The sequence below is a fragment of the Nonomuraea sp. NPDC003804 genome, from assembly GCF_040610675.1.
Classification (GTDB): domain Bacteria; phylum Actinomycetota; class Actinomycetes; order Streptosporangiales; family Streptosporangiaceae; genus Nonomuraea.
Map to the genome: position 1 here is coordinate 1 of NZ_JBEXMT010000046.1, position 16,005 is coordinate 16,005.

The following is a 16,005-nucleotide window of genomic DNA, read 5'->3' on the forward strand; positions in this document are numbered from 1 at the left end:
AAGGGGAAGCGGCTGATCGGACCGTGCTCGCGCGCCTCGATCAGCTCCTTGGGCGGGTCGAAGGGGCAGCCGGGCTGACGCGAGGTCGGCAGCGTTGTGACGGTGTGTTCCATGGTCATTCCTCTCGGGGGGCTCGCGATATCACGTGTCTTTTGGAGCTCGAAGGATGCGTGCAGGGAATGGAAGCCGAGCCTGTCCGCCACGCTGATCGGGATCAGGACATGCCGATCGATACGCCCTAGGAGATCTTGCGGCGGTAGGTGTTCATGGCGAAGCCGTACGCGACGATGAGGATGCCGACGCACCAGGCCAGGGCGATCCAGATGTCGGTGCCGACCGGCTGCTGGGTGAACAGGGCGCGGATGGCGTTGACGATGGAGGTCACCGGCTGGTTCTCGGCGAAGATGCGCACCGGGCCGGGCATGGTGCCGGTGGGCACGAAGGCCGAGCTGAGGAACGGCAGGAAGATGAGCGGGTAGGAGAACGCGCTCGCGCCTTCCATGGTCTTGGCGGACAGGCCGGGGATGACGGCGATCCAGGTCAACGCCAGGGTGAACAGGATCAGGATGCCCGCCACCGACAGCCACGCCAGCACTCCCGCCGAGGAGCGGAAGCCCATGAGCAGGGCCACGAGCATCACGACCACGAGCGAGATCAGATTGGCGACCAGCGAGGTCAGCACGTGCGCCCACAGCACGGACGACCGCGCGGTCGGCATGGACTGGAAGCGCTCGAAGATACCGCCCTTCATGTCCATGAACAGCCGGTACGCGGTGTAGGCGATGCCCGAGGCGACCGTAATGAGCAGGATGCCGGGCAGCATGTAATTCACATACGAATCCGACCCTGTCCTGATCGCGCCGCCGAACACGTAGACGAACATCAGCATCATGGCGATCGGCATGATCGCGGTCGTGATGATGGTGTCCGGGCTGCGGGTGATGTGGCGCAGGGACCGTCCCAGCAGGACGGCGGTGTCGGTGAGGAAATGCTTGCTCATCGTTGTTCCTTATGCCTTCGTGCCGACGAGGGTGAGGAAGACGTCCTCGAGGGTCGGCTGCTTTTCGACGTATTCGACCTTGGCGGGCGGGAGCAGTTGCTTGAGCTCGGCCAGGGTGCCGTTGACGATGATCCGGCCCTCGTGCAGGATCGCGATCCGGTCGGCGAGCTGTTCGGCCTCGTCCAGGTACTGCGTGGTGAGCAGCACCGTTGTGCCGCGGCCGGCGAGTTCCTTGACGGCCTGCCAGACCTCGATGCGGGCCTGCGGGTCGAGGCCGGTGGTCGGCTCGTCGAGGAAGATGACCGGCGGGTTCCCGATGAGGCTCATCGCGATGTCCAGGCGGCGGCGCATGCCGCCGGAGTACGTCGCGACCTTCCGTCCGCCCGCGTCGGTGAGCGAGAAGCGGGCGAGCAGCTCATCCGCGATCGTGCCCGGATCCTTGAGATGCCGCAGCCGGGCGACCAGCACGAGGTTCTCCCGCCCGCTGAGGATCTCGTCAACGGCGGCGAACTGCCCCGTGAGGCTGATCGATTCGCGTACGTCGGCGGCCTGCGTGGCGACGTCGAAGCCGTTCACCCGTGCCGTCCCCGCGTCGGCCTTGAGCAGCGTGGACAGGATCTTCACGGCCGTGGTCTTGCCCGCCCCATTGGAGCCGAGCAGGGCGAAGATGCTGCCCCGCGCCACGGTGAAGTCCACGCCGCGCAGCACCCGCAGCTCCTTGTACGCCTTCTCCAGGCCCTGCACCTGGATCGCCGCAGCTTGCTGTGTCGTCATCAGTCCGTCCTGTCCTTTGTCGTGGTGTTCTCGCCGGCGGCGCGCTCGATGGCGCTGGTGAAGCGGTTGCGCTCCCGGGTCCTGTACTGGCCGAGGGGGTAGTTGGCCATGAACGCCTCGACGAACTCCACCGGGTCCGCGCCGAAGATGTCGCGGATCGGGGTGCCGTCCGCCGCGCCCTGCTCGAACAGCTCGGCAAGGTCGTCGTACATCGCCATCGCACCGGCGCCGTCGGCCGGCCCGAAGTGCATCAGGTACCGCTCCAGCGCTTCGACCGCGATGCGGTAGTTCTCGGGAAGCTGCTTGATGCGTGCCTTGTACTGCCGGTAGCGCTTCTTCTCCTCCAGCGATCCGGTGACGATCTCCAGGTACTGCAGGTAGCGGCTCTTCGGCTCGTGTGGTCCTGTCGTCATGTCTGCTTGCCTCCCTCGTGGAGCTGTTCGAGCCGGTCGGCCAGGAAGCTCCAGGTCCGCCGGAACTCTTCGAGGTACTCCCGTCCCTGAGCGTTGAGGGAGTACACCTTGCGTGGCGGCCCCTTCTCCGACGGGACCTTCTCCACCTCGACCAGGCCGCGCTGCTCGATCCTGACCAGCAGCGCGTAGATGGTGCCCTCGGCGATGCCGGAGAAGCCCTGCTCTCGCAGCCACGCCGTGATCTCGTAGCCGTACGCGGGCCGGCCGGACAGGGTCGCCAGGACGATGCCCTCCGGCGTTCCCTTGAGCATCTCCGTCACGAGCTTGCCCATGGGACACCCCCCTTCCGGCTACTTCGTGATACTGACTACCGGTACAAAGTAACACTTACTACTGGTACCTAGCAATACCGAATAGCTGAGAGCAAGAAGCGTGGAGCGAGTCCGTCATCCCTCAGGCCAAGACGGGCTCCGTCGGCCCACCGGAGAGTTCGATCGTCGCGCACGAGGCGGGAGCGCCCGCGACCACGAGTGCGCAATCACTGAACGGTTCATGGCGTCCACCATCACCGAAAGCGCTGACACGAGGCCGTTGCCGTGCTGACACGGCACCGCAGCAGGCCTCTCACCGCCGGGACATCCGCCGGCCTGGCACGCCTCCCGAGGGGGGTTCGGAGGATCCCCCCGACGTCTTCGCGGATCGGGGTCCCGTTCACCGCGCTCTGCTACGGCAGGCGCGGCCTCGGGAGGATGTTCAAGCGCCCCCAGCACCCCCTGGGGTCCGCCCAACGGAACGGCGCCTACTCGCAGAAGACGCACAAGTGGCCATCGGGCCGCTCGAGCTGCACGATCGCCCCTCCGGCGCCGACCAAGGCCCGGCTTCAGCAGTTGCCCGGTCCTACCGCTCTGCTGCACAGCCCAGCGCCCGCCGGCGCCTTGGTCGGCGACGGGTGTTACTTCCCGGCCGTGCCGGGTTGCCCGCTGATGGACTCCTGATAGATGTCCGCGTAGGTGCGCGAGTCCTTGACCAGGCCCTCGCAGAAGGCAGCGACGTCGTTGCCGATGAGTTCCAGGACTCCCTTGCCGGCCGCGACGCCCTCCTCGAAGAAATCGACGATCCCTGAGAGCAGGGACCCGTCAGGCAAGTCGATCGGTCCGACCTTGAAGAGGTACCTCTGAATCTCCTTGTAGACGATCTGGTAGTCCGGCGGGAGCGCCTTGACCCGGACCGTGTGCGCCCGCCACTGCTTCTTGCCCTCGATGATGTCCTGGATGCCCACGTCAGCCTCCCAGCCGGCCCAGTTTCCTTGCGACGTTCCTGTTCAACTGCTCGCGCCACCGGTCGCGATGGCTCCGAGCCCCTTCTCCGCCGGCCAGCGCCGCGCAGAAGCCCTCGATGTCGTCACCCAGCACCTCGTGAACGCTCTGCCCATCGGAGGCTGTCTCTTCGAGCAGCCCCAGAGCATTGTCGAGAATCGGCATCAGGTTGCGGCCGGTGAAGTCCGCGTAGGGAAAGAGGTGACCCTTGATCTTCTCCCACGCCGCCCGGTAGTCGGCCGGCAATGCCGCGGCCCGGGCTTCGAACGCCTTCCATTCCCTGGTGAGATCGCTGCCTGTCATGGTCTCCCAGAAGTTCATCTGCCGCCCTCCTTGAGCTTGTCGATCCGCGAGGAGACGTACTTCCATTTCGCCCAGAACCTCGCGAGCTCTTCGCGCCCCGCGTCGTTGAGCGCGTAGAACTTGCGTGGCGGGCCCATCCCGGAGGGTCGTTTCGTCACCTGGACGAGCCCGTTCTTCTCCAGCCGCAGCAAGATGGTGTACACCGTCCCCTCGACGACGTCGGTGAAGCCGAGTTCGTTCAGCCGACGCGTGATGGCGTACCCGTAGGTCTCCTCGCTGCCGATGATTTCCAGCACGCAGCCCTCAAGCGTGCCCTTCAGCATCTCCGTCAGGTCGTCCATCGTGGGTCCTCTTCGGTCTCCTGGTACTTTGTAGTACCGAGTACCACTATACAGTACCACAGAGTAGTGGGCCAATGTCCAGCGAGCGGCCGCAGGGATTCGAATCATCGGCCCGCGATTGGATGCTCGACATCACCACTTGGCCCGGCGACGTCGACTCCTTCGTTGACTGCCATGGTCTGACCGGCCTTTACCGCTGCTACTTCGACCTGGTCGCCGCCGGCCGCAAACCATCGAGGTCCGGGCAAGGAGCACTCGGCGTGCCGGCCATCGTCACCTCCGGAGCACGCCATCGTGGCGCCCCACGTTGCCCGGGTCCCTTCCAAAGATGCGCCGAATAAGCTTTCCGATCAGCAGGGCGTCCGCGTCAGCCATCGCTCAGGGGCCGCTCTGACTGGCGAAACGCGGATCGGAGGGATCCGCCGCGTCGCGGCGAGAGATTTCTCCGGGACCGTGTCGATCCGCGGGCCGCTCGTTCGACGTGTGGGTGCGAGGGCCGAGAGGCGGCCCCGCCGGACGAGGAGAACGCGATGCCGAAGTACCTGCTGATCATGCGGGGCACCGACGAGTCGAACGCGGCCATGATGGCCGACATCGACGAGATGATGGCCACGACCCGCCAGTTCATCGAGGGGATGGTCAAGGCCGGCGTTCTCCTCGCGGCGGAAGGGCTGGACGATCCGGCCCAGGGCGTCGTGGTCGACTTCAGCGGCGAGGCCCCGGTGGTCACGGACGGGCCGTACGGCGAGACCAAGGAACTGTTCGGGGGCTTCTTCCTGCTCGACGTCGCCTCGAAGCAGGAGGCGGTCGAGTGGGCCAAGCGGGTCCCGGCAGCCCCCGGATCCAAGATCGAGGTCCGGCGGGTGCCCGGGAGCGACGAGGTACCGCAGGTCGGCGAGTGATCATCAAGGACCGGGCCGGTCGCGAGAGCAACGGACAGATCTGATGGGTACGGCCGATGTCGAGGCCGTCTGGCGGATCGAGTCGGCACGGATCGTCGCCGCGCTGACCCGGTTCACCGGCGATTTCGGGCTGGCCGAGGACGCGGCCCAGGAGGCGGTGGCCGAGGCGCTGGTGTCGTGGCCGCTCGCCTCTCCGGCGAATCCGGCCGGCTGGCTGATGGCCACGGCCCGGCGGCGGGCGATCGACGCGATCCGCCGCCGGACCGCCCTCCAGGACCGATACGCCCTGCTGGCGGCCGACTTGGCGGTCGACTCGGCGGTTGACGAAGAAGCCGATCCCGACAAGATCGATGACGACGTGCTGGCGCTGATGTTCGTCAGCTGCCACCCGGTGCTCTCCCCCGAGGCCCGGGTGGCGCTGACCCTGCGCGTGGTCGGCGGCCTGTCCAGCGAGGAGATCGCCCGCGCGTTCCTCGTACCCGTGCCGACCGTGCAGGCCCGCATCACCCGGGGCAAGAAGACGATCGCGGCGGCCGGGGTGCCGTTCGAGCTGCCGCCGGCCGCCGAGCGCCGGGAGCGGCTGGGCGGCGTGCTCAGCGTCCTCTACGTGATCTTCACAGAGGGGTCGACGGCCACGTCGGGCGACCGGCTGCTGCGCCCCGACGTCGCGTACGAGGCGATCCGGCTGGCCCGCACGCTGGCCGCGCTTCAGCCGGACGAGCCGGAGGTGCACGGCCTGCTGGCGTTGTGCGAGCTGACGGCCGCGCGTTTCCCGGCCCGGACCGGCCCGGACGGTTCGCCGGTCCTGCTCGACGAGCAGGACCGGCGGCGGTGGGACTTCTCGGCGATCCGCCGTGGGCTGGTCGCGCTGGCCAAGGCATCGACTCGCGGCCTCGGCCCCTACGGCCTGCAGGCCGCGATCGCCGCCACCCACGCGTCGGCGCCCTCGGTCGAGGCGACCGACTGGGACCGGATCGTGGTGCTCTACGAGGCACTCGGCCGGGTCGCGCCCTCGCCGGTGGTCGAGCTCAACCGGGCCGTCGCCGTCGCCATGGCCTCGGGCCCGGCGCAAGCCCTGACCATCGTGGACGAGCTGATCGCCTCGGACCGGCTCCCCGGTTCACATCTGATCCCGACCGTACGCGGTGAGCTGCTGGCCCGACTCGGACGGCGACCGGAAGCGCGCGCCGAGCTGGAGCTGGCGGCCCGGCTGTGCGCCAACCAGCGCGAACGCTCGGTGCTGCTGCGCAAGGCGGCCGCGCTGAGCTGACTTCTCCAGCTCGGCCAGCCGGCCCTCAAGCACGCCCCGGATGCGTGCCGCCCTTCATACCCGCGACCCGGTTACAGCGGCGTTAACCGTTCCGTTCACCGCGGCGTAACCCGCCTTCGGCCACCTTGGGCTCATGATCAGAGCCCTTTGCTCCGCCGTCCTGCTGACGGCCTGCTCGATGTCCGCGCCGGCCCCGGCCGCCCCGCCGCCTCCGGTCGCCCGACTGGCCCTGCCGGTCCCGGTCGCCCGGCCGGCGCCGACGTCCACGCCGGCCGCCGGCTGCGCCGCCATCACCGCACCACCACCGGAGCCGGCGCCGCCGACGTCGGTGAACACGCTCCGGCAGGCCTACTTCTGCGTGCTGGACAACTACTACAGCGGCCCGGCCATGGATCCGAAGGCGCTGCTGAAGAGCGCCTTCGCCGCCTACACCCAGGACCTGATGCGGCACGGCGCCGACCGGGCGGACCTCCGGCTGCCCGCCCTGACAGGCAACCGCGACACCGACTGGGACGCCGTCGCCAAGGTGCTCGGCACGGGCGAGCCCGCCGCGCTACGCGCCGCGATCACCGGCATGGTCGCCGGCCTGCACGACAACCACGCCCGCTGGATCAGGCCGGCCCCGCCGCCGCCGGGCGGGCCGGCAGGAACGGGCATCGTGGGCCTGTCGGCCCTGCAGGGACCGCGGCTCGACCCCGCCGCCCGGCCGCCGCTGTACATCACCCGCGTGCTGCCCGGCAGCCCCGCCGCCAAGGCCGGCATCAGGCCCGGCGACATCGTGGTCAAGGCCAACGGCGTGCCGGCGTTCGTCGGTGACACCCCGAACCAGGGCATCACCGACGCCTTCACCTCCAGCACGGTACGGCTCACGCTCAGGCGCCCCACGACGGGACGGACCCGCACCGTCGAAGTCAGGCAGGGCCCCATCACGCCACAACCCCCATCGGTGACGTCCAGGCCGCTGCCCGGCGGTGTCACCTACGTCCACCTGCCCGGATTCTTCGAAGGCGCCGCCGACCAGGTCATCGCCAAGCTGCCGGACAAGCCGAAGGCCGTGGTCCTCGATCTGCGTGGCAACGGCGGCGGGTCACCTCGGGAGGTGACGCGGCTGCTCAGCGCGTTCGCGCACGGCAAGGTCACCAGCTACTTCTGCTCGCTCAAGGGCGACTGCGTCCCGAACCGGACCGACGACACCGTGCCGCTTCTGGGCCTGCGCCTGATCGTCCTCACCGACCGCGCCTGCGCCTCGGCCTGCGAGGACTTCAGCGCAGCCGTCAAGGACAACGGACTGGGCACCCTCGTCGGGACCCGCACCGCCGGAGCCGTCTCAGGTCCGGCCGAGGGGTACCTTCTCGACGACGGCAGCGTCCTGCTCCTGCCCAGGAGCAGGCACCTCGGGCCCGCCCGCGAGATCATCGACACGATCGGCGTGCCGGTCGACCACCACGCCCCCATGACCGCCCTCGACCTGGCCGCCGGGCGCGACCCGGGCGTGGCCAAGGCCCTTGAGCTTCTGTAGAGCCGCCCAGGGCAGGCCCCGCGACCGGGGCCGAAGACAGGGTCGTCACTTCGCCGGTTCGCGATCGCCACCTCGTCCCCTCGCTGGGGGAGGTTCTCGCCGTCTCCCGGCGACAGGCGTTCTACCGTGACACCCATACGTGCCGTCGGACGCTAGATGATTCTCACGCAGCTCGACGAGGCCGCTCGGATCAGCCGCCAGTCCGCCTGGGAGCGCTGGCGGCGCCGCATCCCCGAACAGCACCGCCGACCCGTACCCCCGCCAGCCGAGCGCCCCGCCGGTCAACCCGCCGGCGCAGCCGTCGCCGCGCCGACCATCGCGGCGCCGAGCTCAGTACGGCAAGAGCCGGGCGAATCGAGGGGTGAACGGCGGCGGCCGCGTGTGACCATGGGGAGATGGACGGCACGATGACGGCCTGGGTGGTGCGGCGTCCAGGCCCCATGGCGACAGCGCCGCTGGAGAAGGTACGCCTGCCCGTGCCCGAGCCGGCCGCGGGCGAGGTGCTCATCCGGGTCGAGGTGTGCGCCGTCTGCCGTACCGACCTGCACCTGGCTGAAGGCGACCTGCCGCCGCGCCGCCCCGGGACGGTCCCAGGGCACGAGGTGGTCGGCCGGGTCGCCGGCCGCGGGCCGGGCGCCGACCGGCTCGCCGACGGCACGCGCGTGGGCGTCGCGTGGCTGCGGGCCACCTGCGGCACGTGCCGCTACTGCGCGCGCGGCGCGGAGAACCTGTGCCCGTTCTCCCGCTACACCGGCTGGGACGCCGACGGCGGCTACGCCGAGTACCTGGTCGCCCCGCAGGACTTCGTCTACCCGCTGCCCGGCGACCAGCCCGCCGACGCGCTCGCGCCGCTGCTGTGCGCGGGCATCATCGGCTACCGGGCGCTGCTACGGGCCGAACTGCCGCCCGGCGGGCGGCTCGGCGTGTACGGCTTCGGCGCCTCCGCCCACCTCACCACGCAGGTCGCCCTCGCCCAGGGGGCCACGGTGCACGTGATGACCCGCGCGGAGTCGGCCCGGCGGCTCGCCCTGGAGCTCGGCGCCACCTCGGCGGGTCCCGCCTACGCCGCTCCCCCGGAGCCGCTGGACGCCGCCATCCTGTTCGCCCCGGTCGGTGATCTGGTGCCCGTGGCGCTGGCGGCTCTGGACCGCGGCGGCACCCTGGCCGTCGCCGGGATCCACCTGTCCGACATCCCGCCGCTGGTCTACCAGGACCACCTGTTCCAGGAGCGCACGCTGCGCAGCGTCACCGCCAACACCCGCGAGGACGGGCGCGCCCTGCTGGAGTTCGCCAGCCGGCATCCGCTGCGCGTCACCACTGTCCTCTACGGGCTCGACGAGGCCGACCGCGCCCTGTCGGACCTGGCGGCCGATCGGGTGACCGGCGCCGCCGTCCTCCAGGTCGGCGCGTAGTCGCCCTCCGGGCGGCACGACCGGAGGGTGGACAACATGTGCCACCTACGAGAAATGCTGAGAAGCGCAAGGCGACCCGGGCGGCGGGGATGACCTGCATGCCCTGGGTCGCCCAGTGGCGCGGCTTAACCCAGTACGCCTCGGACCGTGACCGCGTGGGTGCCCTGCGCGGCCAGGAACACGCTGTCACCGGCATATTTGAAGGTGTAGGTGTGGTCGCCGCCCTCGGCGGGCGTGTCGGCGAAGCCGAACGTCCCGTCGGCGGACAGCGTCAGCGACGGCAGCGTGGTCGTGGAGGTGCCGTTGCGGTTGGAGACGGTACGGGTCACCGTGATCACGGTGCCGGCCGCGGGAAGCCGGCCGGCACCGTCCAGCGCGCCGCTGAACTCGAGCTGCTTGCCAGTGATCCCCGTGTCAGGTCCGGACAGGGTGAACGTGGTCTGGCGCTTGGCCACGGCGACGGTCCGCAAGCCTGTGGCCGGCCCGTAGGTCAGGTTGCCGCTCCAGCGCACGTCGTACCGGGTGTTCCCGCCGATCGGCGGGATGTCGATGATCGTGAAAGTGCCGTCCGCGGCGGTCGTCGCCCTGGGGAGGGTCTCGCGCGTGCCGTCCGGCATCAGCCGGGTCACTTCCAGTTGTTGCTCGCCCGGGTCGGCTCCGTTGGCCAGCGCGAGTGTGCCTGTCAAGGTGAGCGGTTCGAGAGCGATCGCCGGGGCCGAAGGCGTCAGGCTGATCAGGGACGAGACCTTGGACACCAGGACGTCTCGCCACGCCCTGCTCCATCGGTAGTCCGCGTTGCCGTTCCAGAGCACGTCGTACCTGATCTGGCCGCCGATCGGCGGGGTGTCGTTGACCGAGTACGTCCCGTCCGCGGCGGTCGTCACGCCCGGGATGGGGGTCCGGGCACCGTCCGACGTCCAGCGGATCAGCACCAGCGGCTGCTCGCCGGGCGCCGATCCGTCCGGCAGGGTGAGCGTGCCGGACAGGGTGAGCGGCTTGAGGGCGGTTCCCGTGGCGGGCGCCGTCAAAGTGACGGTCGATCCGGGAAGAGTGACATCGGGCAGCCGTACCAGGTGGAGCCGGTCGGACAGGTCGCTCAGGACGCCGAAGACGGTTCCGCCGGAGTAGGCCAGGCTGCCTGCGACCAGGTCGGAGGCGAGGTTCTCGTACGCGAAGGTCTGCTCGCCGCCGGCCCTGTCGTACATCACGACGGGCTTTCCCGACGTCCGTCCGCCAATCACGTGACGGCCGTCCGCGCTGACCGTGACCGCCGTCGGATAGCCGGTGAACGTCGAGTCCGCGCCGTAGCTGCGGACGAGGGTCAGGTCGGTGGTGTCCCAGGCGTCGAACCGGTACGGCGCGCCGAAGGCCGAGTACACCGTTGAGCCGTCTGCACTGATCGCGATGTCCTGCAGGTTGAACAGGCGATGTGTGCTGCCGCTGATGGCGCCGCGCAGGGTGGGGCCGGTGTCGGTCAGATCGTAGACGTAGATGTCTCCGGGACTGGTCACGGTTTCGCCGACGATCAGCTTCTGTCCTGCGGCGGCCACCAGCGGCGCCTGGTACAGCTGCAGCGGCAGCCGGGCGAACTCCGGCTCCGCCGCCGACACGTCGAAGCCGACCACGCCGGCCGACCAGTCGGGGTTGCAGCCGTACCCGACGTAGAGCTGGGTGCCCAGCAGGGCGAGGTGTGACGGGCAGGGATACTCGTTCAGGGCGATCCGGCGAGTGACGGTGAGGGAGCCGGTGTCGATCTCAGCGATCTGGTGCGAATCCCGCAACGCCGCGTAGAGGCGGGTGCCGTCAGCTGTCAGGGCGAGGTCGGCCACGCTCGGCAGGTCCGTGACGGCGCCGGTGAGCCGTGCTTGGTGGTCTGCGACGATGACGCGGTCCTTGGCGGAGATGAAGAGCCTGTCGTCGGTCGCGGCCACGTCGCTCCTGTCGGAGGACACGCCGAGGTCGGTCGTGGAGTCGGCGGCCGTGGCGGCGGTGGGGTGGGCTATGAGCAGTCCGGCTGCTGTGACCAGGATGGTTCCGAGTGCGCGCAATCGGTGAGCTAATCGGGAGGCTGGCCGGTCGGCCGATGATGGGTTGCGGTCAAGTCGTCGCGATGACAACGCGGTCCACTCCTTGGCGTTCGTTAGTTCGAGAAAGACAAGATCAAGTCAGGTTGCGTATCTCGCGTCAAGGGTGGCGCAGCGTGATCGGCGGGACTCCCAGAAAGCTCACAGCTTCGCCGGCAGCCGTACACCGCCGGCGAAGCCATGTCGAGATCCCTTCACCGAGCCCCGTACGTCCAGCCGGGCAGGCCGGGCACCTCGCGCGCCCCCTGCGTGCAGCGCATTCCGGGGATCACCCAGGTGTCAAGGATCTCTGGCGTATTGATCGCAACACCTGCATGCCGACATCGGCAGACATCAAGAGCTCGCTCATGCCGGCCCGTGAGTCCGTAGGCGAGGTCGGGCGCCTGGGGCAAGGCCGCCTACCGGATCCTCGGATCCATCGCCGGCTCCTACACGCGAATGCAACGACTCACCACACCAGCTCTGGGTGTCGTCACCGGCCGGCGTGATCCCCGCTGACCGGTTCGAGGACGAATACCGGGATCTGGCGGTCGGTCTTGCGCTGGTAGTCGGCATAGTCCGGGTACGCGGCCACCGCCCGGCGCCACCATTGGGCCTTCTCCTCGCCGAACACCTCGCGCGCCCGGTACTCCCCGGTCGCCGTGCCGTCCTGGAGCTCGACGACCGGCTCGACGACCAGGCTCGCGTACCACTGCGGGTTGGCCGGCGCGCCGCCCTTGGACGCGACGGCCGCGTAGCGCCCCTCGTGCTCGACACGCATCAGCGGCGTCTTGCGGACCTTGCCGGTCTTGGCGCCTCGATAGGTCATCAGCACGGTGGGCAGGCCACGGATGGTGACGCCGTCGGTCGTGCCGGTGCGCATGATCTGCTCGACGTGCTCGCGGACCCACGCCGACGAGCTCGGCTCATAGTCGCCGGTCAACGTCATGCTCCGAGCAACGCGCCTGGTCGCGACCTCGCGACCGGACCGTGCCGGCGGCCTGGTGTCCACGTTGCCGGTCAAGGTCCTGAGGATGCCGGGCAGGTCTGCCACCGTTTGGACGGGCAGGCCGGCCACGGTCTCCTCCGCCAGAGCGCACCACAGCTGCTTGACCTGGCCGGCCAGCGCCTTGCCGCTGTCGGTGAGTTCGACGATGCTGGCGCGCTTGTCGGAGGGGGCGGGTACGCGGCGGATGTGGCCGGCGGCTTCGAGCTTGCGCGTCATGAGCGTGACGCTGGGCGGCTCGCAGCCGAGCGCCTCGCTGAGCTGCGCCTGGATCATCGGGCCGGTCCGGTCGAGTTCGAGAAGGAGCGCCTCCTGGCCGGGGTGCAGGCCGAGCGGGGCCAGCAGCGCGGCGGCCCTGGCCCGGTGGCGCAGGCTCAGCAGGCGGATGGCCTGGTTGAGGGTGTCGGCTTGCTCGAAGTCCATGGGCTCTCCTTGACAGATTAGTTATGCAGATAACATTATCCGCATAACTAATCCTATGCGACATCGAGGGAGCCGACATGTCCGTGAAGGTCGCCGTCATCTACTACAGCGCGACAGGCACTGTGCACGCACTCGCGCAGGCCGTCGCCGAGGGCGCTGCCTCGGCCGGAGCCGAGGTGCGGCTGCGGCGGGTCGCCGAGCTGGCGCCCGACAGCGCGATCGAACAGAACCCGCTGTGGCGGCAGCACGCCGACGCCGCCGCGTCGATCACCCAGGCCTCGGTCGAGGACCTGGCGTGGGCCGACGCGTTCGCGTTCGGGACGCCGACCCGGTTCGGCGCGCCGGCCGCGCAGCTGAAGCAGTTCATCGACCAGGCCGGCGGGCTGTGGCGGGAAGGAAAACTGGCCGACAAGCCGGTGACGGCCTTCACCTCGGCGTTCAACCGGCACGGCGGCAGCGAGGCCACGATCTTGTCGCTGGGCAACGTGTTCTACCACTGGGGTGCGCTCATCGTCCCGCCCGGCTTCACCGATCCGGTCGTGTACGCCGCCGGCGGCAACCCCTACGGCACGTCGTACGTGACCGGCCCGACCGGAGACGGCCCGGACGCCGCGGCGCTCGAAGCGGCCAGGTACCAGGGACGGCGGTTGGCCCAGATCACCATCCGGCTGCAGGAGGACGGCCGCGTCACCGATGCCGACGGCAACGCCCCCGCACCCCTGGCCGCGGCAGCCTCCCGGACCGCGTGAGCGGCGGGATCGGCAAGGAGGAAGTCATGACAAGCACCAGCACCGCATCTCAGCGGGCCAGGTCGCACGCCGGCCTCGCCTGGTTGATCCTGTCGCTGGCATGCGCCTGCCAGTTCATGGTCATCCTGGACGCGTCCATCGTCAACGTCGCCCTGCCCTCGATCCGCGAGGAACTCGGCTTCACGCCCACCGGCCTGGCCTGGGTGGTCAACGGCTACCTGCTCACTTTCGCCGGCTTCATGTTGCTGGGTGGCCGCGCCGCCGACCTGTTCGGCCCGCGCCGCATACTGATCATCGGGCTGTTGCTGTTCTCCGCCTCGAGTCTGGCCGGCGGCCTGGCGACCACTCCGGAGATCCTGGTGGCGGCCCGCGTCGTCCAGGGCGTGGGAGCCGCCATGATGGCCCCGGCGACACTGGCCGTGATCAACACCACCTTCACCGAGCCGCACGCGCGGGCCAAGGCGTTCGGCGCATGGTCCGCCTCGGGCGGTGTGGGCGGGATGGCCGGCGCGGTCGCGGGCGGCGCCATCACAACCGGACTGTCGTGGCGGTGGGTCTTCCTCATCAACGTGCCGATCGGCGCGGTGCTGATCGGCGTGGCCGCGATGTCGCTGGCCGGCATGCGAACCGGCCGGCGCGAACCGCTCGACCTGGCCGGCGCGCTCACGGGGACGGCGGGGCTGGCCGCGCTCATCTACGGGGTCATGCAGAGCGCCGATCACGGCTGGACCTCCCCGCTGGTCGTCGGGCCAGTGGGGGCGGGCCTGGTCCTGCTCGTCGTCTTCACCGTGGTGGAGGCGCGTCTCGCCGGCCGGCCCATGGTGCCCCTGCGACTGTTCAAGATCCGGGGAGTGGCCGTCGGCAACGGCATGCTCCTGCTGTTCGGCGGAATCGCCATCGCGATGTGGTACTTTTCCTCGCTCTTCCTGCAGAACGTCCTCGGCTTCAGCGCGCTTCAAGCCGGGCTCGGGCAGACACCCGCGGCGGTGACGTTCATGGTGATCGCGCGATGGGCCGCCGCCCTGCTGCCGCGAACCGGCGTGCGCCCGCTGGTGCTGGCCGGCAGCGCCTGTTTCCTGACCGGGTTCGGCTGGTTCTCCCTGGCCAACGCCGACAGCGGCTACGTCACCGGCGTGCTCGGGCCCACGCTGCTCATCGCGGTCGGCATCGGGCTGACCTTCCCCACCCTCATGGCCGCGGCGACCGCCGACGTTCCCGAGGGCGACGCGGGGATCATCGGCGGCCTGGCCAACACCGCCAGCCAGGTAGGCGGGTCGATCGGCCTGGCGGTGCTCGCGACGGTCGCCGGCACCCGAGCCGCGTCGGAGACCGACGCGAGCTCGCCGGCCGCCGCCCTCGCCGCCGGCTACGACCTGGTCTTCCTCATGGCGGCCGGGCTCGGCCTGGCCATCGCGGTGGTCAGCTTGCTGCTGCCGCGGCACCGGCGCAGCTGACCGCCGGCGACGCCTCACCCGCGTGGTACCGGCTCGCCGGCACCACCGCGGTGCGGTCGTGAGGAGGAAGTCAGACGGAGGGCTTGCGGAACTGTTCGATCAGCGCCGCGTAACCGTCGTCGGCGTGACCGTCGGCTGCCGCACGTTCGGCCAGTGCCAGGAAGAGATTCGGCAACTCGGAGTTGACGCCGAGCGCCTCGGTCTCCTGGATCAGGTGCTCCATCCCGCCCATGTGGACGGCGACGGTGGCGTCGGTGGCCGGGTAGCCGCCCTCGTCGATCTGCTGCGCGTACGCGGAAACGTAGTCGGTCGTCACCTTGATCGCGGTGTTGGCCAGGGCCGCGAAAGTCGTCGCCTTGACGTTCGCGGTGCCCAGCAGCGCGGCACCCTGCAAGAAGCCGTTCAGGACCCCCCACATGATGCTCAGGACGGACATGTCGTACAGGGCAGACAGGCCGTGGTCCTCATCGAGGTAGACGGTCCCGGTCTCGCCGAGCGCCTGCAGGGTGGCCTGGTGCTCCTCGAAGGCGGCCTTCGAGCCGGAGTACAACAGCGTGGCCTCGGCGGTGCCGATGGCCTGGGGAAGGCCGAGGATCGCCCCGTCGAGGTAGGCGCTGTCGTTCTCGGCCGCCCACGCGGCGGTTTCGCGCGCCTGGGTGGAACTGGCCGTGGTCAGGTTGACGAGGGTACGGCCGGCGAGCGAGCCGCCGACCGGGTCCAGCAACTGGTGCACGGCGTCGTAGTCCGAGACGCAGACGACGACGAGTGGGCTCGCCTCGACCGCGCTCTTGACCGAGCCGGACAGGGTGGCGCCCCTGGCGACGAGATCGTCAGCCTTGTCCGCCGAGCGGTTCCAGACGGTGGTCGGGTGACCGTTCTTCAGGAAGGCCTCGGCCAGCGCGTGGCCCATCAGTCCGAGGCCGACGACGGTGACCGGCGCTTGTGCGGCGGAACGGGGGGACATGTGTGCTCCTGCGTGTCTCATGCGGCGTCCGCCGCGACGGGTGTGGTCGCCGTGGCCGTCCGGACGGCTCGGCCGGACCTGTCGGTGACGTGGTCC

15 protein-coding genes and 1 pseudogene are annotated in these 16,005 nt (G+C 69.8%); 6 read left to right on the forward strand and 10 right to left on the reverse strand.

The window, feature by feature from the left end; genetic code table 11:
- Nucleotides 1-238 precede the first annotated feature (238 nt).
- The 7 genes from ABZX22_RS41170 to ABZX22_RS41200 form a co-directional block, all read right to left on the reverse strand.
- A complete protein-coding gene (locus ABZX22_RS41170; protein ID WP_354921365.1) occupies nucleotides 239-1,000 on the reverse strand; it encodes an ABC transporter permease in 762 nt (253 codons plus the stop codon).
- 9 nt (nucleotides 1,001-1,009) lie between these two features.
- Nucleotides 1,010-1,774 (reverse strand): ATP-binding cassette domain-containing protein, encoded by a 765-nt coding sequence (locus ABZX22_RS41175; protein ID WP_354921367.1) that lies wholly within the window; start codon nucleotides 1,772-1,774, stop codon nucleotides 1,010-1,012.
- Nucleotides 1,774-2,187, reverse strand: a complete 414-nt coding sequence (locus ABZX22_RS41180; RefSeq protein WP_354921370.1) for a DUF1048 domain-containing protein — start codon at nucleotides 2,185-2,187, stop codon at nucleotides 1,774-1,776. The genes ABZX22_RS41175 and ABZX22_RS41180 overlap by 1 nt, the downstream gene beginning before the upstream one ends.
- Complete coding sequence (locus ABZX22_RS41185) at nucleotides 2,184-2,519, reverse strand: PadR family transcriptional regulator (protein ID WP_354921372.1); 336 nt, start codon at nucleotides 2,517-2,519, stop codon at nucleotides 2,184-2,186. The genes ABZX22_RS41180 and ABZX22_RS41185 overlap by 4 nt, the downstream gene beginning before the upstream one ends.
- Nucleotides 2,520-3,139: 620 nt before the next feature.
- A complete protein-coding gene (locus ABZX22_RS41190) occupies nucleotides 3,140-3,466 on the reverse strand; it encodes a DUF1048 domain-containing protein (RefSeq protein WP_354921375.1) in 327 nt (108 codons plus the stop codon).
- A gap of 1 nt (nucleotide 3,467) precedes the next feature.
- Nucleotides 3,468-3,824 (reverse strand): DUF1048 domain-containing protein, encoded by a 357-nt coding sequence (locus ABZX22_RS41195; RefSeq protein ID WP_354921378.1) that lies wholly within the window; start codon nucleotides 3,822-3,824, stop codon nucleotides 3,468-3,470.
- Nucleotides 3,821-4,147 carry a PadR family transcriptional regulator gene (locus ABZX22_RS41200; RefSeq protein ID WP_354921381.1) on the reverse strand — a complete coding sequence of 109 codons (327 nt, stop codon included), beginning with the start codon at nucleotides 4,145-4,147 and terminating at the stop codon, nucleotides 3,821-3,823. Before ABZX22_RS41200 ends, ABZX22_RS41195 begins: the two co-directional genes overlap by 4 nt.
- 530 nt (nucleotides 4,148-4,677) lie before the next feature.
- Here ABZX22_RS41200 and ABZX22_RS41205 point away from each other — a divergent pair.
- The 4 genes and pseudogenes from ABZX22_RS41205 (at nucleotide 4,678) to ABZX22_RS41220 (ending at nucleotide 9,250) form a co-directional block, all read left to right on the forward strand.
- Nucleotides 4,678-5,093: pseudogene (locus tag ABZX22_RS41205) on the forward strand (YciI family protein).
- Nucleotides 5,093-6,319 carry a sigma-70 family RNA polymerase sigma factor gene (locus tag ABZX22_RS41210; protein ID WP_354921384.1) on the forward strand — a complete coding sequence of 409 codons (1,227 nt, stop codon included), beginning with the start codon at nucleotides 5,093-5,095 and terminating at the stop codon, nucleotides 6,317-6,319. Before ABZX22_RS41205 ends, ABZX22_RS41210 begins: the two are co-directional and overlap by 1 nt.
- A gap of 133 nt (nucleotides 6,320-6,452) precedes the next feature.
- Nucleotides 6,453-7,838: a S41 family peptidase gene (locus ABZX22_RS41215; RefSeq protein WP_354921387.1), complete on the forward strand. Its 1,386-nt coding sequence runs from the start codon at nucleotides 6,453-6,455 to the stop codon at nucleotides 7,836-7,838.
- A 395-nt stretch (nucleotides 7,839-8,233) separates the two neighbouring features.
- Nucleotides 8,234-9,250, forward strand: a complete 1,017-nt coding sequence (locus tag ABZX22_RS41220) for a zinc-binding alcohol dehydrogenase family protein (protein WP_354921390.1) — start codon at nucleotides 8,234-8,236, stop codon at nucleotides 9,248-9,250.
- A gap of 125 nt (nucleotides 9,251-9,375) precedes the next feature.
- On the opposite strand, the gene ABZX22_RS41225 is transcribed toward ABZX22_RS41220, so the two are convergent.
- Entirely contained in the window at nucleotides 9,376-11,298 is a 1,923-nt protein-coding gene (locus ABZX22_RS41225) for a hypothetical protein (RefSeq protein ID WP_354921393.1), read from the reverse strand.
- A gap of 508 nt (nucleotides 11,299-11,806) precedes the next feature.
- A complete protein-coding gene (locus tag ABZX22_RS41230; RefSeq protein WP_354921396.1) occupies nucleotides 11,807-12,742 on the reverse strand; it encodes a nitroreductase/quinone reductase family protein in 936 nt (311 codons plus the stop codon).
- Between the two features lie 77 nt (nucleotides 12,743-12,819).
- On the opposite strand from ABZX22_RS41230, the gene wrbA reads away from it, so the two are divergent.
- Both wrbA and ABZX22_RS41240 read left to right on the forward strand, forming a co-directional pair.
- Nucleotides 12,820-13,491, forward strand: a complete 672-nt coding sequence (wrbA, locus tag ABZX22_RS41235) for an NAD(P)H:quinone oxidoreductase (RefSeq protein WP_354921399.1) — start codon at nucleotides 12,820-12,822, stop codon at nucleotides 13,489-13,491.
- 26 nt (nucleotides 13,492-13,517) lie between these two features.
- On the forward strand, nucleotides 13,518-14,945 hold the full coding sequence (locus ABZX22_RS41240; protein ID WP_354921402.1) for an MFS transporter: 1,428 nt from the start codon (nucleotides 13,518-13,520) through the stop codon (nucleotides 14,943-14,945).
- 70 nt (nucleotides 14,946-15,015) lie between these two features.
- Here the strand turns inward: ABZX22_RS41240 and ABZX22_RS41245 are convergent, their stop codons facing one another.
- Nucleotides 15,016-15,909, reverse strand: a complete 894-nt coding sequence (locus ABZX22_RS41245) for an NAD(P)-binding domain-containing protein (protein ID WP_354921405.1) — start codon at nucleotides 15,907-15,909, stop codon at nucleotides 15,016-15,018.
- Between the last annotated feature and the right edge of the window lie 96 nt (nucleotides 15,910-16,005).

Excerpts from the sequence above, each read along its gene's own strand:
- ABZX22_RS41245 (WP_354921405.1), bottom strand. The coding sequence starts at position 15,909 with ATGTCCCCCCGTTCCGCCGCACAAGCGCCGGTCACCGTCGTCGGCCTC.
- wrbA (WP_354921399.1), top strand. The coding sequence starts at position 12,820 with ATGTCCGTGAAGGTCGCCGTCATCTACTACAGCGCGACAGGCACTGTG.
- ABZX22_RS41210 (WP_354921384.1), top strand. The coding sequence starts at position 5,093 with ATGGGTACGGCCGATGTCGAGGCCGTCTGGCGGATCGAGTCGGCACGG.
- ABZX22_RS41240 (WP_354921402.1), top strand. The coding sequence starts at position 13,518 with ATGACAAGCACCAGCACCGCATCTCAGCGGGCCAGGTCGCACGCCGGC.
- ABZX22_RS41200 (WP_354921381.1), bottom strand. The coding sequence starts at position 4,147 with ATGGACGACCTGACGGAGATGCTGAAGGGCACGCTTGAGGGCTGCGTG.
- ABZX22_RS41195 (WP_354921378.1), bottom strand. The coding sequence starts at position 3,824 with ATGAACTTCTGGGAGACCATGACAGGCAGCGATCTCACCAGGGAATGG.
- ABZX22_RS41185 (WP_354921372.1), bottom strand. The coding sequence starts at position 2,519 with ATGGGCAAGCTCGTGACGGAGATGCTCAAGGGAACGCCGGAGGGCATC.
- ABZX22_RS41175 (WP_354921367.1), bottom strand. The coding sequence starts at position 1,774 with ATGACGACACAGCAAGCTGCGGCGATCCAGGTGCAGGGCCTGGAGAAG.
- ABZX22_RS41170 (WP_354921365.1), bottom strand. The coding sequence starts at position 1,000 with ATGAGCAAGCATTTCCTCACCGACACCGCCGTCCTGCTGGGACGGTCC.
- ABZX22_RS41215 (WP_354921387.1), top strand. The coding sequence starts at position 6,453 with ATGATCAGAGCCCTTTGCTCCGCCGTCCTGCTGACGGCCTGCTCGATG.
- ABZX22_RS41180 (WP_354921370.1), bottom strand. The coding sequence starts at position 2,187 with ATGACGACAGGACCACACGAGCCGAAGAGCCGCTACCTGCAGTACCTG.
- ABZX22_RS41230 (WP_354921396.1), bottom strand. The coding sequence starts at position 12,742 with ATGGACTTCGAGCAAGCCGACACCCTCAACCAGGCCATCCGCCTGCTG.
- ABZX22_RS41220 (WP_354921390.1), top strand. The coding sequence starts at position 8,234 with ATGGACGGCACGATGACGGCCTGGGTGGTGCGGCGTCCAGGCCCCATG.